Here is a 24,766-nt window from a genome sequence, read left to right as displayed (position 1 = left end):
CGCCGCCATGTTAGTCTGCCCGCGATGCAGGAGGCTGGCATGGACAGGACGGTGACGATGGCGGCAACGAGTAGTTTTCCGGCGGCGCTGGCCAGGCTTCGCGAAGCCCTCGCCGATGTCGCCAATGGCGAGGTCGGGCCGATCAAGGCGCTCTATTCCCATGCCGACGACGCCACCAGCATGTATGGCTGGGGCGGCTACGAGAAGGGCTGGGAGGCGATCTCGCGTCGCTGGGACTGGGCGGCCCGGCAATTCCGGGGCGGCACCGTCAGCCATGACAACGTCACCACCATCGTCGGAACGGAACTGGCTCTCGTCACCGACATCGAGGTTTTCGAGGTGCTGCTCCCGGGGGTGGAAACCCCGACGCGCTGGACCAACCGCGTGACCCATGTCTTCCGCGTCGAAGACGGCGCGTGGCGCCTTCTCCACCGCCACGCCAACCGGCTGGAACAGAAATACGAGCCCGCGCCGCGCCTCGCTCCGGCGTCAGGGGCGTGACGCCGTAAGCGGCTGGACCCGCGCCAGCGCCGCAGCCGCATCGATGCGGCCAGCGCCGTAGACAGGGTCGCGCCCGCGCGATCCGAGATCGACCGCTGTCTCGGTCAGCAGGCGGCGCATCGCTACCAGATCCAGCTCGGGGCGCTTCTCCAGCACCAGGGCGACCAGCCCCGAGACATGGGCGGCGGCGATCGACGTCCCCGAGGAGAAGACGTAGCGCCCCTCCGGCTCGGCCGCAAGCACGTCGACGCCGGGCGCGGCCACGGCGATGTGGCTGCCGCGATTGGCGCGCACGAAGACGCGATCCTCGGCATCGGTCGCCGTCACCGCGATCACATTGGGGTCGGCGGCGGGATAGAGCGGGGCTGCGGCCGGCCCGGCATTGCCGACGGCGGCGACCGCGACGACGCCCTTGGCCGCAAGCCCGGCGAGGCCACGCGACAAGAGCCGGTCTTCCGGACCGGCGAAGCTGAGATTGACGACCCGCGCGCCCTGGTTCACCGCCCATTCGATCGCCGACATGATCTGCAGGCTGGTCCCGTTAGCCCCGCTCGATCCGGCACGTCCGGAAAAGGCGCGGGCGACCAGCAGCCGCGCGGCGGGCGCGACGCCCTGCAGCTGGCCCTGCGCCACGATCGCCGCCGCCATCGAGGTGCCGTGGGCATGTGCCTCGAACGGGCCGCCGAGCGCGTCATACGCGCCGAGGATGGCGCCCCGCAGCTCCGGATGGCCGACATCGACGCCGGAATCGATCACGGCGATCCGCACGGCGGTTCCGCGCGCGAGCTTGTGGACCTCTCCCAACCGGAGCTTGTCGACCACATACTGCGCCGGCAGGTCGCGCCGCGGCTGCGGCGGCGCCCGCAGCGCCGACGGATCGGACAGGCGCAGCGTCGGGACGTCCGAGCGGGTGCTGGTCGCGGTGGTGCTGACCGGCTGGGCGAGGTCCTGCTGCAGTTCGAAGGTGAAGTTGGGCTGGGCTCCGGCGATGGCATTGTCGCTCGCCATCTGGGTCAGGACGGCGCGCAGGTCGCGCCCTTCCTCCAGCCGCGCCCGGATGATCGTCGTGCCCGCGAGCTCGACGCGCCGGCTCGCGATCAGCGTCGCACCGTAGCGGCGCAGCACCGTCTCGGCCTGCGCGTCGGGCGCGAGCTCGAACAGGATCTCGCCAGGTACGAAGCGGGTCTCGTCTGCAGCCGGAACGACGGTCCGCGACGGACGCTGTCCGAAGACGCCCGGAACCTGCCAGGCCGGCGGAGGGACGGTGATGGCGCGGGTCGAGCCGCCCTGCGGAGCGGCGGCCGGCGTGTTGCCGCCGCTCGGGCCCGGCTGCTGCGCCTGCGCGGGCGCGCCGGCCAGCACGAACAGGAGCGCGAGGCAGCCGGCAGCCGACTGAAGGAGCCGGGGCAAAGAACGGGACGACCTCATGATGCGCTCTCCCGACGCGCTCGGATGCGGCGAAGCCTTACCAGAACCGTGCCGTGCCGTCACCGGCCGCGCTCAGGGCGCCGGGGCGACGAAGCGCACGATCGCGGCCTCGGACTTCATCCGGGCCGCGATCGCATCGACCTGGGCCTGGGTGAGCGAGGCGTCGCCGACACGAACCTTGAAATAGCCGTTGGCGCGGGGGCCGTCGACGACCGAGGCATCGAAGCGCTTGAAGAAGGAGGCGATATCGCCGGCCCGCGCATCCGCCGAAAAGCTCAGCAGCACATAGCGCTCCGAAGCCTGCGAGACACTCGAAGCCGTCTCGAAGCCGGTCCGCTCGCGCAGGACGAAACCGGTCAGCGCGATCCCCTGGATGGCGACCAGCGCGACCGCCGCCGCTCCCGCATAGGCGAGGCGGCGTGGCGGCTGGGCTGCGAGCAGCCCGCCCAGCCAGGTGATCAAGCCGCCCTTGGCGGTGGAGAGCAGGCCCTGCCGGCGCGGCTCGGCTTCGATGCCCGCCATCAGCCGGTCGAGAACCCGCGGCGAGGGCGCGCCGAGCCGCTCGTTCAGCAGCACCGTCTCGGCCATGTCGTCCCGTACGATGTCGAGGCGCAGGGCCAGCTCGGGATCCGCGGCCAGGGCGGCCTCGACCCGGATCGTGTCGGCCGGCGAAAGACGGCCGGTGGCGTAGAAAGGCAGAAGCAGCTCGATTTCGGCGCGCTTCGGATCGGTCGCAACGGCGTCGGTCATGACTGAACTCCAAAAGCGCGCACCGTCTCGGCACGGATCACGGAATGGCGGGAACGCATCGGCATGTCGGAGCGGCGGGCGGTGGCCTGCGGCGTCCCCTCAGGGCCAGCCGCGGTCGATTCCCGCCGCCTTGAGCAGCTCTCCCAGCTTCTTGCGGGCATGGAAGAGCCGCGTCTTGACCGTGTTTTCGGGGATGCCGACGATCCTGGCGACCTCCTCGACCGAACTCTCGTGGTAATAGACGAGGTCGATGACCTCGGCATGGTCCCGCGAGAGCTTGGACAGGCAGGCCCGGATCGCGAGCCCCTTGTCCTGTTTCTGCAGCACGACCTCGGGGTCGTCCGCCTCGTCCTCGATGCTGGCGGCGAAATCATCGTCGAGCCCGGCATCGCGCCGCTTGCGCAAGGCCGAATAGGATTTGTTGCGGGCGATGGTGAGCAGCCAGGTCGTGACCGAGGAGCGCGCCTCGAACCGGTCCGCCTGACGCCAGAGGTCCATGAAGACGTCACCCGTCACATCCTCCGCCATCGTCTCGTCGCGCAGCAGGCGCAGCGCAAAACGATAAACCCGCGTCTGGTGCCGCGAGAACAGCACCTTCATCGCGAGCCGGTCGCCACCGGCGATCCGCTTGACGAGTTCTTCGTCGGATTCCGTATGCATCGCCCTCGAGGCCTGACATCCGGCTCGCGAGGGTTGGTCGCAGCGAGCGTAGGAGAGGTTCAACCGTCGGCACGAAAAAATCGCCGGCGACGATTTCGCCTACGTTATCGGCGCGGCGGCCCGACGGAAAGGGGGAAATCCCGCTCGGTGACTTTCTCGACACAGATCAGCCGCCGCGCCAGTTCTTTCCGGAGCGTGGCGGGTGGGTCGAGGATGGAAGAAGAAAGGCAGAGCGGAGCCCGCGCTCAGGCGGCGGGCTTGGCCTTCGCCTTGGTCGTGCGCTTGCCGGCTTCGGCCTTGCTCGCCTTCGCGGCGGCCTTGGCCTCGGCGATCTCAACCTTGGCCCGGATCTGCTCGGCGGCGACGATGGCGGCGGTCTCGGCGTCGGCGGCTTCCTTGGCGAGGCGCAGCGCCTTCAGCCGGGCCGTCTTCTGCAGCACGGCCTCGCGGGCGAGCTGTTCGGCCTCGAAGGCGCGGGAGGCCTCCTGCTTGCGGGCATCAACCTTGTCGAAGGCCCGCTGCGCGCGAAGCTTGATCTCGTCGGACGAAAGGCCTCGCGTCGCCATGGCGGCTCGCTCCGGGTTCGCGGCAGGAGCGGATTCACGATCCGGCCGGAGGGCGCGGAGCGACCCGCCCCTGTTGGGAGGCATGTCACGACGCGGGATCCCTCAGCGAGTCCCGCGGTCTGGGCAGATCCTCACACCGCGGCCACGCCGCGGGAGGGTCCACCGCGCCGGGCGCGGCCCGGCGCTGGAGCGGTCAGCGGCGGCCCTTGCCGGCGGCGCGCATCTGCGCGTACTGCACGGCCTCGAGCAGGACCTTACGCGGGCGCTCGGCGTCACGCTTGGCCTGCTCGGCCTTGCGGGCGGCCTCGCGAGCGATTTCGGCGATCCGCTCTTCCTCTTCGAGGCGCAGACGCTCGATCTCGGCGAGACGCTCCTGCTCGGCGCGAAGGGCAGCCTTTTCGGCCTCGCGCGCAGCGCGGGCAACGGCGACGGCTTCGCGTTCCGCGCGTCGCTGCTGCATGATCGGGTCATCCGGACCGGGCCTCGCCTTGAACCGCTCCAGGAGCGCTTTCTTGGCGGCCGCGGAATTGGCCTGACGATCAGTGAAGCTGCGGTCGTTCGGGTTCTTCAAGGGTAGCCTTCTCTCGGGTTGTGACGGGCGCATTCCGGCCCGCGAGGGCGCAATAATCCAAATTGCGCCCGAATGGTATCGAAATCAGCGCGGCGCGGGTGCGCTTCCAGCGCGCACCGGACGCGGCTTCGGCTTCGGAGCGGCGATCAGGCCCTCGCGCTGCATCTGCTTGCGGGCGACCTTGCGGGCGCGACGGATGGCGTCGGCCTTCTCGCGAACGCGCTTCTCGGACGGCTTCTCATAGGCCGAACGGCGCTTCATCTCACGAAACACGCCTTCGCGCTGCATCTTCTTCTTCAGCACCCGAAGGGCCTGGTCGACATTATTGTCGCGGACGAGAACCTGCATCTGTCACTCCCATGGTTGGAGAATGGAAAAAAGGGTCGGGCACAGGCACCGACCCTTCGTCACGCCGCGATAGCTCAGGCTGGGAAACGGGGGCGCCAGTACATCCGTGGTCGCCCTCCTGCTGTCCTAGCCGGCCTTTGCGGCGATCATCTCACTCGGCGCGGAGCTGATCGGCCGACATCTTGCCCGAACGCTTGTCCTGCGTGAGCTCGTAGGAGATCTTCTGACCTTCCCGGAGATCGCGCATGCCAGCGCGCTCGACGGCGCTGATGTGGACGAACACGTCCTGGCCGCCATCATCCGGCTGAATGAAACCGAAACCCTTGGTCGAATTGAACCACTTGACTGTACCGGCGCTCATGACGAACCCTTTCACGGTATAATTGTGCGACACGGACGGATGTCGCGCGTCGTTTTGCGAATTTTGAGCGGGAAGGTCGTCAGCGTGCGCAGCTGAACTGCGCGGGGCCAAGTCGTTCGGCCTAAATATCGACCCACCCCATATGGGCGCTCGAACCGGCAATGTCAATGCAACTGCCGCGCGAATGCGCCGGCGGTGCCCCCGCCCTCGCGCCCACGCGCTTTACAATGACACGCTTTTCGCCAAGAGGCAGGCATCGTCATCGCCAACATGCGGGTTTCCCTGTCCGTGCAGACGCCGTCGCTGAACCAGTTCCGTCGCATCGTGGTGAAGGTCGGCTCGAGCCTGCTCGTCGACCGCGACCGCGGCCGCCTGCGCCAGGCCTGGCTGGCCGCCCTGGCCGAGGACCTCGCCGAACTGCACCAGCGCGGGGCCGATGTGCTCGTCGTCTCCTCGGGGGCGATCGCGCTCGGGCGCACGGTGCTCGGCCTGCCCTCGGGCCCTCTGCGGCTGGAAGAGAGCCAGGCCGCCGCCGCGGTCGGCCAGATCGCGCTCGCCCGCACCTGGGCCGAGGCGCTGGGCCACCACGCGCTTACCGCCGGCCAGATCCTGCTGACGCTGGCCGATACGGAGGAGCGCCGCCGCTATCTCAATGCCCGCGCGACGCTCGGCCGCCTGCTCGACCTGCGCGCCATTCCGGTGATCAACGAGAACGACACCGTCGCCACCACCGAGATCCGCTATGGCGACAATGACCGGCTCGCCGCCCGCGTCGCCACCATGGCCGGCGCCGATCTGCTGGTGTTGTTCTCCGACATCGACGGGCTCTACACCGCTCCGCCCGCCCGCGATCCGGCGGCGCGTCACATCCCCCTCGTCGAGCGCATCACGCCCGAGATCGACGCGATGGCCGGCGGCGCGGCGTCCGAGCTCTCACGCGGCGGCATGCGCACCAAGATCGAGGCCGGCAAGATCGCCGCCAGCGGCGGCACCCACATGCTGATCGCCGACGGCCGCGGCAAGAACCCGCTCGCGGCCATCTCGCAAGGCGCGCGCTGCACCTGGTTCCTGACCGCCTCGACGCCCGCCACCGCCCGCAAGACCTGGATCGCCGGTTCGCTCGAGCCGCGCGGCACGCTCCATGTCGATGCCGGGGCGGCGCGCGCGCTGGCCGGCGGCGCGAGCCTGCTGCCCGTCGGCGTCAGCCGGATCGAGGGCGATTTCGCCCGCGGCGATGCCGTTCTGATCCGCGATGCCGAAGGGCGACTGCTCGGGCGCGGACTTGTGGCCTACGATGCGGCCGAGGCCGCGCTGGTCCTCGGCAAGGCTTCGCGCGACATCGCCGCCATCCTGGGCTATCCCGGCAGGGCGGAGATGATCCACCGGGACGACATGGCGCTCGGCGTGAGCTAAGGTTGCGGGAAGATGGCGTCTGGCAGGGTGGACATGACGAGCGAAGCGGTGCTGCGCGTGGTCTCGAGCGAGGGGCTCGCCCGCGAGGGCGGAGCTGCGCCGGACGTGGCCGTGCAGATGCAGGCCCTGGGCCGGCGCGCCCGCGCCGCGGCGCGGCAGGTGTCGCTCGCCTCCGCCGAACGGCGCGATGCTGCGCTGCGTGCGATGGCCGGCGCACTGCGGGCGCGTGAGGCCGCCATCCTGGCCGCCAACGCGCTCGACCTCGCCGACGCCCGCGCCGCCGGCCAGACCCCGGCCTTCATCGACCGCCTGCTGCTCGATCCCGCCCGCCTATCCGCGGTGGCCGAGGCCGTCGCCAGCGTCGCCACCCTGCCCGATCCGCTCGGGCGCGTGCTCGCGACCTGGACGCAGCCCAACGGCCTGCGCTTCGAGCGCGTCGCGACGCCGCTCGGCGTCATCGCGGTGATCTTCGAAAGCCGTCCCAATGTCACGGCCGATGCCGGCGCGCTCTGCCTGAAGAGCGGCAATGCCGCGATCCTGCGCGCGGGCTCTGACAGCTTCCGCACCGCCACCGAAATCGCGGCCGCGCTGCGCGAGGGCCTCGAGTCGGCCGGCCTGCCCGGCGATGCGATCCAGCTCGTGCCGACGCGCGACCGGGACGCGGTCGGCGAGATCCTCAAGGGCCTCGACGGCAGCGTCGACGTTGTCGTTCCGCGCGGCGGCAAGAGCCTGGTGGCCCGCGTCCAGAGCGATGCGCGCGTTCCCGTCTTCGCCCATCTCGACGGCAACTGCCATGTCTATGTCCATGCCGCGGCCGAGCTCGCCATGGCCCGCGAGATCGTGCTCAACGCCAAGCTCCGGCGCATCGGCGTCTGCGGCGCCGCCGAGACGCTGCTGGTCGACGAGGCCTGTGCGGCGACGCATCTGGAGCCGCTGGTGACCGCGTTGATCGAGGCCGGCTGTGCGGTGCGCGGCGATGCCCGCACCCAGGCCGCGGCGGCCCGGGCCGAGGCGGCGAGCGAGGCGGACTGGGCGACGGAGTATCTCGACCGCATCATCGCGGTGAAGGTCGTGGCCGGGCTCGACGAAGCCATCGCCCATATCGAGCGCTATGGCTCGCACCACACCGACGCCATCGTCACCGCCGATGCGGCCGCTGCCGGCCGCTTCCTCGCCGAGATCGACTCGGCCATCGTGCTGCACAACGCCTCGACCCAGTTCGCCGATGGCGGGGAATTCGGCTTCGGCGCGGAGATCGGCATCGCCACCGGTCGCATGCACGCCCGCGGCCCGGTCGGAGTCGAGCAGCTCTGCTCCTTCAAATACCGCGTCCACGGCAACGGCCAGATCCGACCGTGAGCGACGAATCCGGGGCGATGCGCCCCCACCTCGCCCTTGAGCATCTGCGCCTGCCGCCCCATGCGCCGGGGCTGCGCATCGGCCTTTTCGGCGGCACCTTCAATCCGGCCCATGACGGCCATCGCATGGCGAGCCTGACCGCGCTGCGCCGGCTTCAGCTCGACAGGGTCTGGTGGCTGGTGACGCCCGGCAATCCGCTGAAGGACAATGCCGCGCTGCCCTCGCTGGCGCAGCGCATCCGCTTCGGCCGCAAGCTTGCCGACCATTCCAAGATCCATGTCACCGGCATCGAGGCGATGCTGCGCACGCGCTACACCGCGGACACGCTGCGCGCGCTCAAGCGCCGCTGCCCCGGCGTGAACTTCGTCTGGATCATGGGCTCGGACAATCTCGCCAGCTTCCACCGCTGGAACGAGTGGCGCACCATCGCCCGGATGATGCCGATGGCGATCATCGACCGCCCGGGCTCGACCCACAGCGCCGTCGCCTCGCCGGCCGCCAACTGGCTCTCCCGCTGGCGGATTTCCGAAAGCCAGGGCGCCGCTCTGGCCCTGACGAAGCCGCCCGCCTGGGTCTTCCTGCATGGGCGCCGCTCCGAGCTGTCCTCGACCATGCTGCGCGAACAGGCCGAACGCGATTGAATTTCGGGCCGGCTGCGCGTATTTTGACCCCATCGCGCATCGAGCGCACAAACCCGTGAGGATACGGATCTGACCCCTTCAACCCGTGGCGAAGCCGAGCCCAAGCCGCTTCCCCAGGAAGCCGTGCAGGAGAATCCTTCTGCCGACAGCATCGCCCTCGCCCTTCACGTCCTCGAGGACATGAAGGCGGAAGACATCACGGTCATCGACCTGGTCGGCAAGACCTCGCTGGCGGATGCGATGATCATCGCGACCGGCCGCGTGAACCGCCATGTCGCCTCCATCGCCGAGTCCCTCGTCGAGGCGATCAAGGGCTCCGGCCTGCAGGCGCCGAAGGTCGAGGGCATGCCCGCCTGCGACTGGGTGCTGATCGACACCGGCGATATCATCGTCCACGTCTTCCGGCCGGAAGTCCGCCAGTTCTACAATCTCGAGAAGATGTGGGGCGCGGACCGTCCCAGCGAGCGCCTCGTCGGCTGACGGCGCGCGCCGCGCATGCGCCTTGCTCTGATCGCCGTCGGCCGTCTCAAGGACGGGCCGGAGCGGGAGCTCTGCGAGCGCTATCGGGAGCGCGCGGCCACGCTGGGTCGCGGCCTCGGCCTCTCCGGCCCCGACATCGTCGAAATCGCCGAAAGTCGCGGCCGCCGGCCCGAAGAGCGCAAGCGCGAAGAGGCTGGCGCCATCCTGGCCAAACTCTCGCCTGGGCTCGTCATCGCGCTGGATGAGCGCGGCCGCAGCGAGGGCAGCGATGCGTTCGCCGCCGGCATCGCCGCCGCGCGCGACGCCGGAACCGGCTCGCTCAGTCTCGTCATCGGCGGGGCCGACGGGCTGGCGCAGGAGATCCGCGCCCAGGCGGCCCGGACGCTCGCCTTCGGCGGCCTCACGATTCCCCATCAGCTCGTACGCGTCCTCGTCCTTGAGCAGATCTACCGCGCGATGACGATCCTCGCCGGTCACCCCTATCATCGCGCATGAGCGCGTTCCGGCCCCTGATTCGTTTCCGTGATGCCGGTCGCCCGCGGCCCCTGGCGGCGCTGCTCCTGGGGCTCGTGCTGGCCGGTGGCCCTGCAGCCGCCCAGCCGCAGCCGGCCGATCCCGAAGCGCTCGCCCGCGAGGCGATGCAGAAACTCGTCGAGAAGCAGGCCCGCGAAGCCGAACTCAAGGCGATCGAGGAGCGTCTGGCCGGCAATGCCGAGGCTCGCAGCAGGCTGGAGGCGGAGATTGCCGCGATCCGGGCCGACCGGGCCGCGCTCAACAAGGCCCTGCTCGACACCACCGCCCGGGCCCAGGGCGCCGAGCAGCGGATCAGCGCGCTCGAACAGCGCCTCTCCCTGCTGCAATCGAGCGAGACCGCCATCCGCCGCTCGCTGGACGGGCGCCGCGGCCTGATCGCGGAGGTTCTCGCCGCCCTGCAGCGGATCGGTCGACGCCCGCCGCCCGCCGTGCTGGTGCGCCCGGAGGACATTCTCGAAGCGGTGCGCGCCTCGATGCTGCTCGGCGCGGTGGTGCCCGATCTGCGCCAGGAGATCGAGGTGCTCGGCACCGATCTGGGTGAGCTGGTGCGGCTGCGCGAGGCCATCGGCAAGGAACGCAACACGCTCTCGGGCGAGCTCGAACAGCTTGCGGGCGAGCGCCAGCGCATCGGCTCGCTCGTCGAGGCGCGCCGCCAGCGCGAGGCCAGCGCAACCCGCGACGCCGAGGCGCAGCGCGGGCAGGACGGAGAGCTCGCCGCCCAGGCCCGCAGTCTGCGCGATTTCGTCGAGCGCATGGAAAAGGAAATCTCCACCGCCAACCGGGCCGCCGAGGCGGCGCGCCAGGCGCTGGAGGCGGAAACCCGCGAACAGCGCCAGCGCATGGCGGCCCTGGCCTTCAAGGACCCGGCCCGCCTTGCTCCCAAGATCGCCTTCGCCGAAGCGCGCGGCCTGTTGCCGCTACCGGTATCGGGATCACAATTGCGTGGATTCGGCGATTCCGACGGCGCCGGCGGCACAACGCGCGGCATTTCGCTGGAAACCCGACCGGGTGCCCTAGTTTCGGCGCCTTCGGACGCTTGGGTCGTTTATGCCGGTCCCTTCCGGTCTTTCGGGCAACTCTTGATCCTGAACGCCGGCGGGGGGTACTATCTCTTGCTCGCCGGGATGCAGCGGATCGACGTGGCGCTGAACCAGTTCGTCCTCGCGGGGGAGCCGGTTGCGGTGATGGGCGAAACGTCGGAAGCTGCAGCGACGATCGTGGGTTCGGGAGCCGGCCGTCCGGTTCTGTATATCGAGTTCAGGAAAGACGGCGTGTCGGTCGATCCGGCCCCGTGGTGGACGAAACCGCTTGGCGAAAAGGTTCGCGGATGATGCGCAAGGTTTCTCTCGTTTTCGCCGGGGCTGTGCTGGGTGCGGGGCTGACCGGAATGGTCACGCAGACGCGCCTGCTCACCTCGACCAGCGCGGTCGCTGCCTCCGCCGAGGTCTATCGCAGCCTGAACCTCTTCGGTGACATCTTCGAGAAGATCCGCACCGACTATGTCGAGAAGCCCGACGAGCAGAAGCTGATCGAGGCCGCCATCAACGGCATGGTCTCCTCGCTCGACCCGCACTCATCCTATCTCGATGCCAAGTCCTTCCGCGACATGGACACCGACATGCGCGGCCAGTTCGGCGGTCTGGGCATCGAGGTGACGATGGAGGAGGGCGTCCTCAAGGTCGCCAAGCCGATCCGCGACACGCCCGCCTTCAAGGCCGGCATCCTGGCCAACGATATCATCAGCCAGATCGACGGCCAGGAGGTGAAGGGCCTCTCCCTGACCCAGGCGGTCGAGAAGATGCGCGGCATCATCAACACCCAGGTCAAGCTGAAGGTCGAGCGTCCCGGCAAGCCCGAGCCGCTGGAGTTCACGCTGACGCGCACGACCATCGTCGTTCCCGCCGTCGAGGAGCGCGTCGAGGGCGATGTCGGCTACATCCGCATCGGTACCTTCAGCGAGCAGACCTATGAGGGGCTGCGCAAGGCGATCGACAAGGTCAACGCCGATATCGGCATCGACAAGATCAAGGGCTACGTCATCGACCTCCGCAACAACCGCGGCGGCCGCCTCGACCAGTCCGTGCTGGTCTCGGATGCCTTCCTCGAGCGCGGCAAAATCGTCTCGACGCGCGGCCGCAACGCCGAGGAGACGCAGGTCTTCAACGCCAAGGCGGGCGACCTGACCAAGGGCAAGCCGGTCGTCGTGCTGATCAACGGCTCCTCCGCCTCGGCGGCCGAGATCGTCGCCGGCGCCCTTCAGGACCACAAGCGGGCCACGATCATGGGCACCCGCTCATTCGGCAAGGGCTCGGTCCAGACCGTGATCCCGCTCGCCGGCAATGGCGGCCTGCGCCTGACGACGGCGCGCTACTATACGCCGTCGGGCAACTCGATCCAGGCCAAGGGCATCTCGCCCGACATCGAGGTGGTGCAGGACATTCCGCCGGAGCTGAAGGACAAGCTCGCCGAGAACAAGGGCGAGGCGGCACTGAAGGGCCATCTCAAGGCGGGCGACGGCAAAGACGAGCAGTCCGGCTCCGCCTCCTATGTCCCCAACGACCCGGCCAAGGACACGCAGCTCACCGCCGCGCTGAACCAACTCCGCGGCGTCAAGAAGGACGCCGCCGCCCCGCAGGGCGAGGCGCCCAAGCCCAACTGAGACGCTGCGGGCGCGCGCCTGGCGACAAACGATGCGGGAGGCTGTCTGATTCGGTTCGAATCCGACATACTCCCGCTTCGCGGACCACTGATTCGGGTCCGTTCGCAAGCTTGAGGACGGCTTCGCTTGGCCGGAACGCCGCTCACTGAGCTCAACCGGCCACTCGGCCAGGACCGCACGACAGCCCGCACCAAGCCGTGGGCTCGCTGGGCCGTGTTTGCGGGAGCCGGACTCGTCGGCCTCGCCTGGGTCGGGCTTCTCCTCGTCGTCGCCGTCAGGCGAGATCCCGATGGCGGCGAGCCCATGGCGATGGCCCGGATCGAGACCCGCACCGTCCCCGCCTTGCCCCCGCCCGGCCCCATTGTTGCCGGCGCCCCGGCCGAGCAGGCCCGCACCCAGTCCAGCGCCCGCCAACTCGAGAACGAATCCGGCGTCACGGTCGTGCGTCCGGGCTCGGATGCACCCGGCGCCATCGTCATCACCATCCCCGACACGCCCACGACGGTGAAGCTGGCGCCCGCGCCGGACAACCGCCTCGTCGAGCGCACCCGGCACGGGCTGCTGCCCAAAATCGCCCCGGACGGCACGACCCCGGCCCAGCTCTATGCGCGCCCCGCCGGGCCGCCGCCTGCCGGCAAGGTTGCAGGGCGGGTTGCGATCCTCGTCGGCGGCCTCGGCATCAGCCCCACCGGCACCGCCGACGCCATCACCAAGCTTCCGGGCCAGGTCTCGCTCGCCTTCGCACCCTATGGGGCCGAGCTGGAGCGCACCGTCCAGCGCGCCCGCGGCGAGGGCCACGAGGTCTTCCTGCAGCTGCCGATGGAGCCCTTCGACTATCCCGATAGCGACCCCGGGCCGCACACCCTGCTGACCGGCCCCAAGGCCGGCGAGAACATGGAGCGGCTGCACTGGGTGCTCGGCCGCTTCACCGGCTATGTCGGCGTGGTCAATTTCCTCGGCGGCCGCTTCACCTCCGACGATGCGGCCCTGTCGCCGATCCTGCGCGAACTCGCAGGGCGCGGCCTGATGGTCGTGGATGACGGCTCCTCTGCCCGCAGCCTTCTCGCCGCCGCCGCACAGCGCGCCCAGATCCCCGCCATGAAGATCGACCGCGTGGTGGATGCGGTGGCCCGGCCGGACGCGATCGACAAGGAACTCGCCGCGATCGAGGCGATGGCCCGGGACCAGGGCGTCGCCATCCTCGGCGCCAGCGCACTGCCGGTCTCGGTCGAGCGCATCGCGCGCTGGGCGCAGACGCTCGAGGGCAAGGGCCTCGTGATCGTGCCGATGAGCGCGGCCCGGGTCCTGCGCAGCCCCAAGACCACCGGATCCCTGAGATGATCTCCGCCACGCCGCCAGACGGCTACCGCCCCTGTGTCGGGCTCGCCCTGTTCAATGCCGAGGGCCTCGTCTTCATCGGACGCCGGGCCAACAAATCACTGCGCGAGCATGTCGCGCCCGGCCATGAATGGCAGATGCCGCAGGGCGGAATCGATGCCGGTGAAACGCCGCTTCAAGCCGCCATCCGCGAACTGCAGGAGGAGACCAATGTCACCTCCGTGGCGCTCCTCGCCGAGAGCCCCGGCTGGCTCGCCTACGACCTGCCGGTCGCGATCGGCAAGGAGGCCTGGAAAGGCCGCTGGCGCGGCCAGGCGCAGAAATGGTTCGCCTTCCGGCTCACCGGCGCCGACAGCGAGATCGACATTGCGACGCCGGCCGGAGGCCACAAGGCCGAGTTCGACGCCTGGCGCTGGGAACGGCTGGAGCGCACGGTCGATCTCATCATCCCCTTCAAGCAGGGGGTCTACCGCGAGGTCGCCTCCCTGTTTTCGCCCTTCGCCGCTGCCTGACCGGCCTTCGTCATCCGGGACTCCATCATGACATTCGACGGTGATCCCGGGCCGGCTTCGGCTTCCCTGCGCGCCCGAGTCGCCCCCGGCGGGGTCCTACGCGCCGGAATCAACCTGTCCAATTTCCTGCTCGTCTCCGCCCGCGCGGCCGACGGCGCGCCGGTCGGCGTCTCGCCCGACATGGCGGGGGCGGTCGCGGGACGCCTCGGCGTGCCGCTGCAGCTCGTGCCCTATGCTTCGCCGGCGCTGCTGGCGGACGCGGCCCAGCGTGACGAATGGGACATCGGCCTGATCGGCGCCGAGCCGCAGCGCGCGCAGACGATCGCCTTCACAGCGCCCTATGCGCAGATCGAGGCGACCTATCTCGTGCCGGCCGCCTCGCCGCTTGCCACGATCGACGCCGTCGATGCGCCCGGCATCCGCATCGCCGTCACGGGCGGGACGGCCTATGGCCTCTGGCTCGACCGCAACATCCGCCGGGCCGAACTCTTCCGCACGGCCACCATGGACGAGACCTTCGCCGATTTTCGCGACCGCGGGCTCGACGCGCTGGCCGGTCTGCGCATGCGCCTCCTGGACGATGCGAAGCAGCTGCCGGGCTCGCGACTGCTCGATGGCCGCTTCATGGCCGTGCAGCAGGCGATCGGCGTTCCCCGCAGGGATGACGGCCTCACCGAAGAGGCCGTTGCCTGGCTCGGCCGCTTCGTTGCAGCGGCGACGGCCTCGGGCTTCGTGGCCGGACGCATCCGCCATCATGGCGTGACCGGGCTGAGCGTTGCCTGATGCGAAGGCGCGACTTGCCGGCCTCGGCGGTGCGGCCCAATTTCCGACAACAGGAACCGCTTTCTCACAGGCGGGTTGCCGGAGCGGCGCCTCAGGCGTGGCGGCGAACAGGAGCGTGACGGTGCAGGACATGATTTGGGCGAAGCTGGCCGAACACCGTCGCGCCACCGAAGCCCGCCCCTTGCGAACCCTCTTTGCCGAAGATGCGGCCCGCTTCAGCGGCTTTTCCGCCCGGCACGACGATCTGCTGCTGGATTACTCCAAGACCGCCGTCACGGCGCAGACACGCACGCTCCTGCTCGAGCTCGCAGAATCCGCCGGCCTCGCTCGCCAGCGCGACGCCATGTTCGCCGGCGAAGGGATCAACACCACCGAGAAGCGCGCAGTCCTTCACACCGCCCTGCGCGCACCGAAAAGCCAACGGATCCTGGTTGATGGACGCGATGTCGTGCCCGCCATCCACGAAACGCTCGACCGGCTCGCCGCCTTCGCGGACGGGGTGCGCGACGGCAGCATCGCCGCCGCCGACGGCGCACCCTTCACCGACATCGTCAATATCGGCATCGGCGGCTCGGATCTCGGCCCCGTCATGGTGACGCTGGCGCTGGCGCCCTATCATGACGGGCCGCGCCTGCATTACGTCTCCAATGTCGACGGCGCTCATATCGCCGACACGCTGGCGAAGCTCGATCCGGCGCGCACGCTCTTCATCGTCGCCTCGAAGACCTTCACCACGGTCGAGACCATGACCAATGCCGCGACCGCGCGGCGCTGGATCGCGGGCGCGCTCGGCGAGGCTGCCGTCGGCGCCCATTTCGCCGCGGTCTCGACGGCGCTCGACAAAGTCGCCGCCTTCGGCATCGCGCCGGACCGCGTCTTCGGCTTCTGGGACTGGGTCGGTGGCCGCTATTCGGTCTGGTCGGCGATCGGCTTGCCGGTGATGATTGCGATCGGGCCAAAGCACTTCCGCGCCTTCCTCGATGGCGCCCATGCCATGGACGAGCATTTCCGCACCGCCCCGCTGGATCGGAACCTGCCCGTGCTGCTCGGCCTGATCGGCATCTGGCATCGCGACATCTGCGGCTACCCCGCCCGCGCGATCCTGCCTTACGACCAGCGCCTCCTGCGCCTGCCGGCCTATCTCCAGCAGCTCGATATGGAATCGAACGGCAAGCGCGTCCGCAAGGACGGCTCGCCGGTCGAGAGGCCCAGCGGCCCGCTCGTCTGGGGTGAGCCCGGCACCAATGGCCAGCATGCCTTCTACCAGCTGATCCACCAGGGCACGGACACGATCCCCTGCGAGTTCATGATCGCGGCGGAAGGCCACGAGCCGGAGCTGGTGCATCAGCACCGGCTGCTGCTCGCCAACTGCCTCGCCCAGAGCGAGGCGCTGATGAAGGGCCGGACCCTGGAGGAGGCGCGCGACGCGCTGACGAAGCAGGGGTTGCCAGCGGCCGAGATCGAGGCCCTGGCGCCGCACAAGGTCTTCCCCGGCAGCCGCCCCTCGATCACGCTGGCCTATCGCCGTCTCGATCCCTTCACGCTTGGCCGCCTGATCGCGCTCTACGAACACCGCGTCTTCGTCGAGGCCGCGATCTGGGGCATCAACGCCTTCGACCAGTGGGGCGTTGAGCTCGGCAAGGAGCTAGCGACGGCGCTGCTGCCGGTCATCGAGGGCAAGGCGCCCGCAGATGCCCATGATTCCTCGACCGCCGGGCTGGCGGGCTATCTCACTGGCAAGGGCTGAGAAGCGTCGCGTAGCAGCTCCAAAAGACCGCAGGTTGCGGCACCTGCAATCATTGCTTAATCTGCCATCAGTGATGACGGAGCGCGGCGATGGCGAGCATGACGATCCGCAACATCGATGATCAGTTGAAGACACGTCTGCGGATGCGCGCGGCTTCGCATGGTCGCTCCATGGAGGACGAGGCTCGCGACATCCTGCGCGCGGCGCTCTCCACCGAAAAGCGCCCGTCGTCCAACCTGGCCGCGGCGATCCGCTCGCGCATCTCCCCGACGGGCGGCGTGACGCTGGAATTGCCGCCTCGCGAGCCGATCCGCGAAGCCATCGATTTCGGCGGATGATCGTCCTCGACACCAATGTGATATCCGAGATGCTGACACCGGCGCCTGACGCCTCGGTCGAGGCATGGCTGACCACACAGCCGCCAGCGTCGATTTTCACGACAGCGATCACGCAGGCGGAGATCCTTTATGGACTTCGGCTTCTCCCGGATGGAAAGCGCCGAAGCGAGCTCGAAGCGGCGATCCGGCCGATCTTCGCGGAGGATTTTGAGGATCGCGTTCTGTCCTTCGATCAACAGGCGGCAGAAATCTATGCGCGTATCGCCGTCATTCGGCGACAGGCGGGCTGCCCGATCAGCCAGTTCGATGCCCAGATCGCAGCGATCGCGCTGTCGCGGGGCGCCGCCCTGGCCACACGCAACGTGGCCGATTTTGCCGGCATCGGCATGACGATCCTCAATCCGTTGGCAATTCACGGGATAGCAACTCGGCACCAAAGGTCAGGCCATCGCAGCGTGTCCTGACCCTTCCGCCTGCCGGGGTCGGCATGCGCTATGCACGTGTCAGACGGGCCGGCTCATCGCGTTTTTGCGCTGGACGCGACACACGGAAGGCCTTCAGGTGAGACGGGATCGATATGAATGACGGCCTGACCGCTTCGGATTCTCCCCGGCTCTCATCTGCGCCCGATGATCCGCGCTCGCTGCGGCGGCGAGAGGACTCGCGCTTCCTCACCGGGCGCGGGAATTATCTCGGCGATCGCGCCGCGGAGGGCGAGTTCGCCGCCGTTGTACTCCGCTCACCCCATGCCCATGCCCGCATCCGCGCGATCGACACCGCGGCAGCGGCGAGCCGGCCCGGCGTGCGCGGCGTCTACACCGCCGCGGATCTCGATGGCCTTGCTCCTCTGCCGACCTCGATCATCGTCGCCACCGTCGAGCCGCTGATCGTGCCGCCACGCTGGCCACTGGCGCGCGATGTCGTCCGCCATGTCGGCGAACCCGTCGCCTTCGTCGTCGCCGAGACCGAGGCAATGGCTCGCGAGGCCTGCGAGCACATCAGCATCGATTACGACATCCTGCCGGCGGTCACCGATTTGCGCGGCGCGACGGACGGGGAGGCGCCGCAGCTCTGGCCACAGGCCCCGGGCAACATCGCCTTCCGCTTCCGCCGCGGCGATCCCGCCGCCGTCGAGCGTGCCTTCGCCAAGGCCGCCCATGTCGTGAGCTGCGATCTGGTCAACAACCGCATCGTCGCGGCGGCTATCGAACCGCGCATCGCCATCGGCCACTACGACACCGGCGCCGACCGCTACCATCTCGAAATCAGCGGCGCCTCGGTTCACGACATCCGCCGCGAACTGGCGCAGGGCGTCTTCGGCTTGCCGCTCGACCGCATCCGCGTCTCGACGCCCGATGTCGGTGGCGGCTTCGGCATGAAGAACGTCACCTATCCCGAATATGCGCTGGTGCTCTGGGCCGCGCAGCGGCTTGGCCGGCCGGTGCGCTGGAGCGCCGAGCGCATCGAGGAGTTCACCGGTGGCGCTCATGCCCGCGACAATCTCAGCACCGCGCGGCTGGCGCTCGACAGGCGCGGGCGCTTCCTCGCGCTCGATGTCGAGACGATCGCCAATCTCGGCGCCTATGTCTCCTCGCTCGGTCCCGGCAGCGGAACCAACGCCCCCGCCGCCGCGATGGGCGGGCTCTATGACATCCCCGCCATGGCGATGGATGTGCGCGGCGTCTTCACCAACACCGCCCCGATCGACGCCTATCGCGGCGCCGGCAAGCCCGAGGCGAACTATCTGATCGAGCGGCTGATCGAAGCCGCCGCCCATAAGCTGCGGATCGATCCGGCGGAACTGCGCCGGCGCAACTTCATCCGCAGCTTCCCCTACCGCCGTCCCGCCTTCGGCATGGTGATCGACACCGGCACCTTTCCAGAGAACCTCGAGCGGGTGCTGGCGGCGGCCGACCGGGCGGGCTTTGCGGCGCGTCGGCGCGCCTCGACCAGGCGCGGGAAGCTGCGCGGCTTCGGCATCGGCTGCTTCCTCGAAACCTCGCGTGGCCGGCCTGATGAGGAGGCTTGGCTCCGGGTCGGGCCGGAGGGCGCCATCGCCATGGCCGTCGGCACCCATTCCAACGGACAGGGTCACGAGACCAGCTTCGCCCAGCTCGCCGCCGCCCGGCTCGGCATGCCGGTCGAGCGCTTCACCCTCGTCCAGGGCGACACGGCTTCGGTTCCGCGCGGCGGCGGCCATGGCGGCGCGCGCTCGCTCCATCTCGGCGGCACGGCGCTGCTGATGGCGGCGGACGATCTGCTCGCGAAGGCGAGGCCCCTTGCCGCGCAGCTGCTGCAGGTCGCGGCCGACAGCCTCTCCTTCGCGGAAGGCCGCTTCCGCAGCGGGCCAGCCGCCGACGGCCTGCCGCGTGAGATCGACCTCTTGGCCATCTCGGCCCATCTCGCGGAGAGCAGCGGCGCACCGCTGGAGGGCCATGGCGACAACCGCTGCGACGTCTTCACCTTCCCCAACGGCGCGCAGGTGGCGGAGGTCGAGATCGATCCGGAGACCGGCGCCGTCTCGATCGAACGCTATGTCGCGGTCGACGATTACGGAATGCTGATCAACCCGCTGCTGGCGGAGGCGCAGGTGCATGGCGGGCTGGCGCAGGGCATCGGCCAGGCGCTGATGGAGGAGGCGCTCTACGATGAAGCCTCCGGCCAGCTCCTGAGCGCGACCTTCATGGACTACGCCGTGCCGCGCGCCGCCGACCTGCCCGCCTTCGACCTGGAGATGGTCGAGGTGCCGACGCGCGCCAACCCGCTCGGCGTCAAGGGCGCCGGCCAGGCCGGCTGCATCGGCGCGCCGCAGACGGTGATCAACGCCATCCTCGACGCGCTGCGCCCGCTCGGCGTGACGCATCTCGACATGCCCGCCACGCCGGCGAGGGTCTGGCGCGCCATCCGGGATGCCCGGGCGGCGAAGCCTTAGGCCATCACCAGCCCGCCATCGACATGGAGCGTCTGGCCGGTGACGAAGCCGCTCGCCTCCGAGGCGAGGAACAGCACCGGCCCGGTCACGTCCTCGGGCGTCGCGATCCGCCCCAGCGGCGTCTGCGCGATCAGCAAGTCCTTCACCGCCTCGGGCGTCCGCGCGCTCGCATCGGTCGGCCAGACCAGCCCCGGCGCGACGCAGTTGACCCGAATGCCGAGCGGACCTAGTTCGGTCGCGAGATTGCGGCTGAAGCCCATCAGCGCCGCCTTGGCGGTGGTGTAGTCGTGATAGGCGAGGCTCGGCCGCGCCACGAGGTCGGTCGCCATGTTGACGATGGCGCCGCGCCCGCGCCGGCGCATCAGCGGCAGGGCCGCCTGGCAGACATTGTAGGTCGCCCTCAGCGCGCCATCGACCTGCGTCTGATAGGCCGACCAGGGCGTCTCCCAGAAGCGCGCGCGATGGTCGGGGTCGAAGACGTAGGGCGCAAACGCGTTGTTGACGACGGCATCGAGCCGGCCCGCCTCCTCCGCGATCCGCGCCAGCATCCCCGCGACCGCCTCCGGATCGGTGACGTCGGCGGCGATCGCCACCGCCTGCCCGCCCGCCGCCCGGCAGGCCTCGACCACGGCCTCGGCGGCAGCATCGCTGCTGCGATAGTTGACGAAGACGAGCCCGCCCTCGGCGGCGAAGGCCCTGGCGATGGCCGCGCCAATGCCCCGGCTTGCCCCGGTGACCAGGATCACCTTGTCGCGGAATGTCATGGCGTGCGCCTCACGGAATCAGATCCGTCTTCACCACCGCGCCCATGTCGATCGGCTTTCCGATCAGCCCGAGCCGGTGGAAGGTGTCGGCGCCCTTCTGCAGCAGCTCCGGATCGAAATGGCCGAGGCCCTTCGCCTGCGTCGTCGGCGACACCGTCGAGATGTTGCGCAGCTTGATGATCTCGAGATTGAGCGCCTCGTCGCGGCCGTTGATCGCACGCGTCACCGCGAGCTTCGCTGCCTCCTCGGGGCTCGCGATCATCCAGGCGGCGCTGTCGCGATAGGCGGCGAGGAAGCGCTTCAGCAGCGGCTTCTTCGCCTCATAGGTCGCCTGCATCACCACGAAGATGTCGCTCGGCAGGTTGAGATGGTCCCTCACTTCGATGACGTCGACCTCCGGCAGCCCCTTCATCTTCGCGACCAGAAGCCCGGTGTCGGTCGCGGCCGTGGCGTCGACCTGCCCCTGGATCAGCGGCGCAAAGTTGAGCAGGCCGGTAACCTCGACCGTGACGTCCTTCTCGGTCAGCCCGACCTGGTGCAGCAGCACCTGCAGGTTCTGGCGCGTGCCGCTGGAGAGCGAATAGACGCCGATGCGCTTGCCCTTCAGGTCGGCCGCCGTACGGATACCCTTGGTCATGGGCGCGACCACGTTGAAGACGTTCTGCGGATAGATGTTGTAGATGGCGACCAGTTTCTCGCCCTTGTCGAGCGCGAGATAGAGCGCCGCCGGATCGGTGAAGGCGATGTCGGCCTGGCCGGTCAGCATGTTCTGGATCGCCGAGCCGCCGCCGGTTCCGGGCACATAGCCGAGATCGATCCCCTTCGCGCGGAAGAAGCCCTTGTCCGGCTCGGCCAGCAGATTGGTGATCTCGCTGATCGGCTGGCTCCAGCCCGCGACCGTGACCTTGTCGAGCGGCTGGGCGTGGGGGGCCGACATCGCAAACAGGCTTGCCGCGACGCCGGCCACCACCCGCGCCGTCATCCTGGGCGCCCGCAGGGCGTCCCGGGATCCATCGGAGGGCACCGACATCACCCTCTGATGGATCCCGGCCCTCCGCTTCGCTCCGGCCAGGATGACGAGCCCCTTCCGGAGGACATGCGAGAGGGCGAACCGACCCTTGGCAATCATGACTTACCCTTTCAAATGGTGGCGCAGCAGCAGCCGCTCGATGAGGAGCGCCGCCTGGTAGAAGGCCATGCCGAGCAGCGTGATCACGATGAAGAGCGCGAACATCAGGCTCGAATCCATCACGCTCTGCGCGGCGATGATCGAGGCGCCGAGCCCGGCCCGGCCGCCGATGAACTCGCCGACGACGGCGCCGACCAGCGCCAGCACGACCGCGACCCGGAACCCCGCGAGGATCACCGGAAGCGCACCCGGCAGCTTCAGCCGCAGCAGCGTCTGCAGGCGGCTGGCGCCCAGCATCCGGAACAGCTCGCGCCGTCCGGAATCGACCTGCGACAGGCCGGTCAGCGTGTTTTCCATCAGCGGGAAAAAGCAGATCAGCGCCGTGATCACGATGGTCGGCGTCAGGCCGAAGCCGAACCAGACGATGAAGAGCGGGCCGAGTGCGAGCTTCGGCACGACCTGGCTGGCGACGATGTAAGGATGGAGCAGCCGGCGCAGCACGGGGGCCTCCGCCAGCAGGATTCCTGTCGCCAGCCCGACCGCGCAGCCCAGCGCCAGCCCGAGCGTCATTTCGGTCGCGGTCACCGCGAGATGCGGCAGCAGGCGCCCGCTGGCGATCTCGCTCCACAGCGTGGCGAAGACGGAAGACGGCGCCGGCACGATCAGGGCCGGAACCCGGCCGAGACGGCACCACGCCTCCCAGCCGGCGAGCAGGGCAACGAGCAGAAGCGCCGAGGCCAGCCGTTCCCTCATGGCGCGGCATCCATCGCCTTGCGCAGCTCGCGGCAGAGCGCGTTGAAGGCCTGGCCATAGCGCAGCTCGCGCGAGCGCGGCCGCGGCAGGTCGATGTCGAGGTCGTGGTGCAGCCGCCCGCCGGCCATGATCGCGACCCGGTCGGCGAGATAGACCGCCTCGCCGATGTCATGGGTGACGAAGAGTACCGTGGTCGCCTGCAGCGCACACAGCGCCAGCAGATCGTCCTGGAGCTCCTCGCGCGTCAGCGCGTCGAGCGCCGCAAAGGGCTCGTCCAGCAGCAGCAGGGCCGGCTGCGTGATCAGCGCCCGCGCCACCGCGACCCGGCTCTGCTGCCCGCCCGAGAGCTGGGCGGGATGCCGCGCCGCGAACGCCGACAGGCCCACTCGGTCGAGCAAAGCGCGCGCTGTCTCGCGATCCGCCTCGCCCACGCTGCGCTTCAGCGAGAGCGGCAGCAGGACGTTGTCGAGCACGCTGAGCCAGTCGAGCAGCGTCGGCTGCTGAAAGACGAAGCCGATCCGCGGCCCCGGCCCGTCGAGCGCCACGCCGTCGATCCGCACCAGGCCCCGCCGCGGCGCCAGCAACCCAGCCGCCAGCTTGAGCAGGGTCGTCTTGCCGCTGCCGCTGCGCCCGACCAGGCAATGGAACGCCCCGCGCGGGATCGCCCAGTCGACGCCGTCGACGATGGCCTCGTCGCCATAGCCGAAATCGGCCGCCGCGAGGGCGACGAAGGCGTCCGGGTTCGCTTCAGTCGACATAGTCGGCGAAGCCGTCGGCGGCGCGTTCGGCCGATTGCTCGATCTCGGTCAGCCTGACGAGGTCGAGCAGGTTGAAGCGCCCGTCATTGTGCCAGCCGGCCTCGGGGGCCGCCATCGCCCCGAAGCCGCAGATGCGGGTGACGCCCGCCTCGCCGAGGAGCGTCGCGATGCGGAACAGTTCGCGCGGCGAGGCCGCGACCGCCGCAGTCTGCAGATAGGCGCGGGCGGGCGCGACCAGCGGCGGCACCGCATCGAGGCTATCGACGGCGACGATCTTGAGCGTGCGGTTGAGCGCGCTCGGCGCGAGTGGCTGGGCGGCGTCGCTGAAGACCACGCTCCAGCCATCGCCGGCCTCGCCCAGCACCACGGTCCCGTCCTCGTCGAAGCCGCGCATCTCCTCGCGGCTGCGCCAGTCGGCAACGCCGGCCGCCTCCGCCACCGAGAGCGCGCGGCGCGGATGGCGCGGGCTAAGCGCGCCGAGTTCCTGCGAGACGCGCTCGGCGAATTCGCGCGGCGAGACCGCCGCGCCCCGCGCGACGAACAGCATCTGCGGCGAGTAGCAGCCCTGCTGCTCCCAGCGCGCCACGTCCTGCGCGACGAGCCGCGCCAGCGGCCCGGCCCGGCGCGTGTCGAGCGCCTCGGCACCAATCAGCCCGAAGCCGATCCTGTGCCCATGCGGGAGGAAGCGCGCCGTCACCGGCACCCGTTCGCGGATCGCCGCCAGCGCGTCATTGCCGCCATAGGCGATGACCGTGTCAGCCTCGCACAGCCAGGCACGCTCCGCCTCCTCGTCGCCGCCCTTCCACCAGACCACCGCCAGGCATTGGCCGAGCTTCGGATCGATCTCGGCGAGGATCTGCGCAAACCAGCCGGCCAGCAGCGGCTCGGCACTCGCGACCTTGCCGACCGTGCCGGCCTTGACCAGCAGCCCCGAGATCAGGCTCCAGAGCGACAGCCCCGGCACGTTCCCCGCCCAGATATGGAGCAGGAGCTGCGGGCCCTGGGCGCGCGTGAACCCGCCCTTCATCGCCGGCTGGAAGCCGTCGAGCATGGCCGGGTTGGCGAAATCCTCGGCAAGGAAGCGCTGCAGTTGCGGCGCGCGGAAGCTGCGGAGATAACCGGAGAGGCCGAGGCGAACGCTCTCGCGGTCATAGCCGGTGACGATTGGCAGCACGGCTTCCGCCCGCCGCCGCCAGGGATCGGCCCGGTCGAGCAGCCTGGCGATGGCGGCGTCCAGCGTCGCGACGATCTGCGAGACCGGCAGCGTCCGGAGATAGGTCCGCGCCTGCTCGCGGACATGGCCGGCGAGCGTTGTGGCCTGCGCCGTGGTCAGCTCCGGAACCCGCACCTGCACGTGCTCGCCCCAGGCGCTGAAATCCAGCGTCCGCCAGGCGACCTCGCCGGCCGGCAATCCCGGCAGATGCCCCGCGGTCTCGATCAC

Annotated in this window: 27 protein-coding genes; 15 read left to right on the top strand and 12 right to left on the bottom strand. The window is 69.7% G+C overall.

All coding sequences use genetic code 11. From position 1 onward, the window contains the following. Positions 1 to 39 precede the first annotated feature (39 nt). On the top strand, positions 40 to 501 hold the full coding sequence (locus ABIE41_RS07625; protein ID WP_192644212.1) for a YybH family protein: 462 nt from the start codon (positions 40 to 42) through the stop codon (positions 499 to 501). Here the strand turns inward: ABIE41_RS07625 and ABIE41_RS07620 are convergent. From ABIE41_RS07620 to ABIE41_RS07590, 7 genes are all read right to left on the bottom strand, one after another. After that, positions 490 to 1,929: a S8 family serine peptidase gene (locus ABIE41_RS07620; protein WP_192644213.1), complete on the bottom strand. Its 1,440-nt coding sequence runs from the start codon at positions 1,927 to 1,929 to the stop codon at positions 490 to 492. The genes ABIE41_RS07625 and ABIE41_RS07620 overlap by 12 nt on opposite strands. Positions 1,930 to 2,001: 72 nt before the next feature. Continuing rightward, positions 2,002 to 2,679, bottom strand: coding sequence for a hypothetical protein (locus tag ABIE41_RS07615; protein ID WP_192644214.1), 678 nt, complete (start codon positions 2,677 to 2,679; stop codon positions 2,002 to 2,004). A 99-nt stretch (positions 2,680 to 2,778) separates the two neighbouring features. After that, positions 2,779 to 3,339: a sigma-70 family RNA polymerase sigma factor gene (locus ABIE41_RS07610; protein WP_192644215.1), complete on the bottom strand. Its 561-nt coding sequence runs from the start codon at positions 3,337 to 3,339 to the stop codon at positions 2,779 to 2,781. Between the two features lie 245 nt (positions 3,340 to 3,584). After that, a complete protein-coding gene (locus tag ABIE41_RS07605) occupies positions 3,585 to 3,905 on the bottom strand; it encodes a hypothetical protein (RefSeq protein ID WP_192644216.1) in 321 nt (106 codons plus the stop codon). Positions 3,906 to 4,098: 193 nt separating this feature from the next. After that, complete coding sequence (locus ABIE41_RS07600; protein ID WP_354191829.1) at positions 4,099 to 4,476, bottom strand: DUF6481 family protein; 378 nt, start codon at positions 4,474 to 4,476, stop codon at positions 4,099 to 4,101. 84 nt (positions 4,477 to 4,560) lie between these two features. Next, complete coding sequence (rpsU, locus tag ABIE41_RS07595; RefSeq protein ID WP_066723523.1) at positions 4,561 to 4,824, bottom strand: 30S ribosomal protein S21; 264 nt, start codon at positions 4,822 to 4,824, stop codon at positions 4,561 to 4,563. 151 nt (positions 4,825 to 4,975) lie between these two features. After that, on the bottom strand, positions 4,976 to 5,185 hold the full coding sequence (locus ABIE41_RS07590; RefSeq protein ID WP_054143126.1) for a cold-shock protein: 210 nt from the start codon (positions 5,183 to 5,185) through the stop codon (positions 4,976 to 4,978). A gap of 270 nt (positions 5,186 to 5,455) precedes the next feature. On the opposite strand from ABIE41_RS07590, the gene proB reads away from it, so the two are divergent. The 14 genes from proB (at position 5,456) to ABIE41_RS07520 (ending at position 19,921) form a co-directional block, all read left to right on the top strand. Next, the gene (proB, locus tag ABIE41_RS07585; RefSeq protein ID WP_192644218.1) at positions 5,456 to 6,598 is read left to right on the top strand and encodes a glutamate 5-kinase; all 1,143 of its coding nucleotides are present in this window, start codon (positions 5,456 to 5,458) and stop codon (positions 6,596 to 6,598) included. Between the two features lie 117 nt (positions 6,599 to 6,715). Further along, positions 6,716 to 7,957: a glutamate-5-semialdehyde dehydrogenase gene (locus ABIE41_RS07580; RefSeq protein ID WP_354193394.1), complete on the top strand. Its 1,242-nt coding sequence runs from the start codon at positions 6,716 to 6,718 to the stop codon at positions 7,955 to 7,957. 17 nt (positions 7,958 to 7,974) lie between these two features. After that, on the top strand, positions 7,975 to 8,598 hold the full coding sequence (locus ABIE41_RS07575; protein WP_192644334.1) for a nicotinate-nucleotide adenylyltransferase: 624 nt from the start codon (positions 7,975 to 7,977) through the stop codon (positions 8,596 to 8,598). Between the two features lie 123 nt (positions 8,599 to 8,721). Continuing rightward, a complete protein-coding gene (gene rsfS / locus ABIE41_RS07570) occupies positions 8,722 to 9,078 on the top strand; it encodes a ribosome silencing factor (protein ID WP_354191828.1) in 357 nt (118 codons plus the stop codon). Between the two features lie 15 nt (positions 9,079 to 9,093). After that, positions 9,094 to 9,573 (top strand): 23S rRNA (pseudouridine(1915)-N(3))-methyltransferase RlmH, encoded by a 480-nt coding sequence (gene rlmH, locus ABIE41_RS07565; RefSeq protein ID WP_192644220.1) that lies wholly within the window; start codon positions 9,094 to 9,096, stop codon positions 9,571 to 9,573. Then, on the top strand, positions 9,570 to 10,943 hold the full coding sequence (locus ABIE41_RS07560) for a murein hydrolase activator EnvC family protein (RefSeq protein ID WP_192644221.1): 1,374 nt from the start codon (positions 9,570 to 9,572) through the stop codon (positions 10,941 to 10,943). Before rlmH ends, ABIE41_RS07560 begins: the two co-directional genes overlap by 4 nt. Next, on the top strand, positions 10,943 to 12,271 hold the full coding sequence (locus ABIE41_RS07555; RefSeq protein ID WP_192644222.1) for a S41 family peptidase: 1,329 nt from the start codon (positions 10,943 to 10,945) through the stop codon (positions 12,269 to 12,271). The genes ABIE41_RS07560 and ABIE41_RS07555 overlap by 1 nt, the downstream gene beginning before the upstream one ends. 126 nt (positions 12,272 to 12,397) lie before the next feature. Next, positions 12,398 to 13,612 (top strand): divergent polysaccharide deacetylase family protein, encoded by a 1,215-nt coding sequence (locus ABIE41_RS07550; protein ID WP_354191827.1) that lies wholly within the window; start codon positions 12,398 to 12,400, stop codon positions 13,610 to 13,612. Beyond that, complete coding sequence (locus tag ABIE41_RS07545) at positions 13,609 to 14,121, top strand: RNA pyrophosphohydrolase (protein ID WP_192644223.1); 513 nt, start codon at positions 13,609 to 13,611, stop codon at positions 14,119 to 14,121. Before ABIE41_RS07550 ends, ABIE41_RS07545 begins: the two co-directional genes overlap by 4 nt. A gap of 27 nt (positions 14,122 to 14,148) precedes the next feature. Next, complete coding sequence (locus tag ABIE41_RS07540; protein ID WP_192644224.1) at positions 14,149 to 14,904, top strand: transporter substrate-binding domain-containing protein; 756 nt, start codon at positions 14,149 to 14,151, stop codon at positions 14,902 to 14,904. Positions 14,905 to 15,034: 130 nt separating this feature from the next. Continuing rightward, complete coding sequence (gene pgi / locus ABIE41_RS07535) at positions 15,035 to 16,651, top strand: glucose-6-phosphate isomerase (RefSeq protein WP_192644337.1); 1,617 nt, start codon at positions 15,035 to 15,037, stop codon at positions 16,649 to 16,651. Positions 16,652 to 16,740: 89 nt separating this feature from the next. After that, positions 16,741 to 16,989, top strand: a complete 249-nt coding sequence (locus ABIE41_RS07530) for a FitA-like ribbon-helix-helix domain-containing protein (RefSeq protein WP_192644225.1) — start codon at positions 16,741 to 16,743, stop codon at positions 16,987 to 16,989. Further along, positions 16,986 to 17,453, top strand: coding sequence for a type II toxin-antitoxin system VapC family toxin (locus ABIE41_RS07525; protein WP_354191826.1), 468 nt, complete (start codon positions 16,986 to 16,988; stop codon positions 17,451 to 17,453). Before ABIE41_RS07530 ends, ABIE41_RS07525 begins: the two co-directional genes overlap by 4 nt. Before the next feature lie 113 nt (positions 17,454 to 17,566). Next, on the top strand, positions 17,567 to 19,921 hold the full coding sequence (locus ABIE41_RS07520; RefSeq protein WP_192644227.1) for a xanthine dehydrogenase family protein molybdopterin-binding subunit: 2,355 nt from the start codon (positions 17,567 to 17,569) through the stop codon (positions 19,919 to 19,921). On the opposite strand, the gene ABIE41_RS07515 is transcribed toward ABIE41_RS07520, so the two are convergent. From ABIE41_RS07515 to ABIE41_RS07495, 5 genes are all read right to left on the bottom strand, one after another. Continuing rightward, entirely contained in the window at positions 19,918 to 20,685 is a 768-nt protein-coding gene (locus ABIE41_RS07515; RefSeq protein WP_192644228.1) for an SDR family oxidoreductase, read from the bottom strand. The two genes, ABIE41_RS07520 and ABIE41_RS07515, sit on opposite strands and share 4 nt — an antisense overlap. Positions 20,686 to 20,695: 10 nt before the next feature. Then, a complete protein-coding gene (locus ABIE41_RS07510; protein WP_192644229.1) occupies positions 20,696 to 21,667 on the bottom strand; it encodes an ABC transporter substrate-binding protein in 972 nt (323 codons plus the stop codon). A 150-nt stretch (positions 21,668 to 21,817) separates the two neighbouring features. Next, the gene (locus ABIE41_RS07505; protein ID WP_066723544.1) at positions 21,818 to 22,567 is read right to left on the bottom strand and encodes an ABC transporter permease; all 750 of its coding nucleotides are present in this window, start codon (positions 22,565 to 22,567) and stop codon (positions 21,818 to 21,820) included. Beyond that, positions 22,564 to 23,325 (bottom strand): ABC transporter ATP-binding protein, encoded by a 762-nt coding sequence (locus ABIE41_RS07500; protein WP_192644230.1) that lies wholly within the window; start codon positions 23,323 to 23,325, stop codon positions 22,564 to 22,566. The genes ABIE41_RS07505 and ABIE41_RS07500 overlap by 4 nt, the downstream gene beginning before the upstream one ends. Then, positions 23,315 to 24,766 (bottom strand): acyl-CoA reductase, encoded by a 1,452-nt coding sequence (locus ABIE41_RS07495; protein WP_192644231.1) that lies wholly within the window; start codon positions 24,764 to 24,766, stop codon positions 23,315 to 23,317. Before ABIE41_RS07495 ends, ABIE41_RS07500 begins: the two co-directional genes overlap by 11 nt.

This window comes from Bosea sp. OAE506 (assembly GCF_040546595.1).
In the GTDB taxonomy this organism is placed as follows: Bacteria; Pseudomonadota; Alphaproteobacteria; order Rhizobiales; family Beijerinckiaceae; genus Allobosea.
This window is presented reverse-complemented; position numbering and strand designations above follow the sequence as displayed.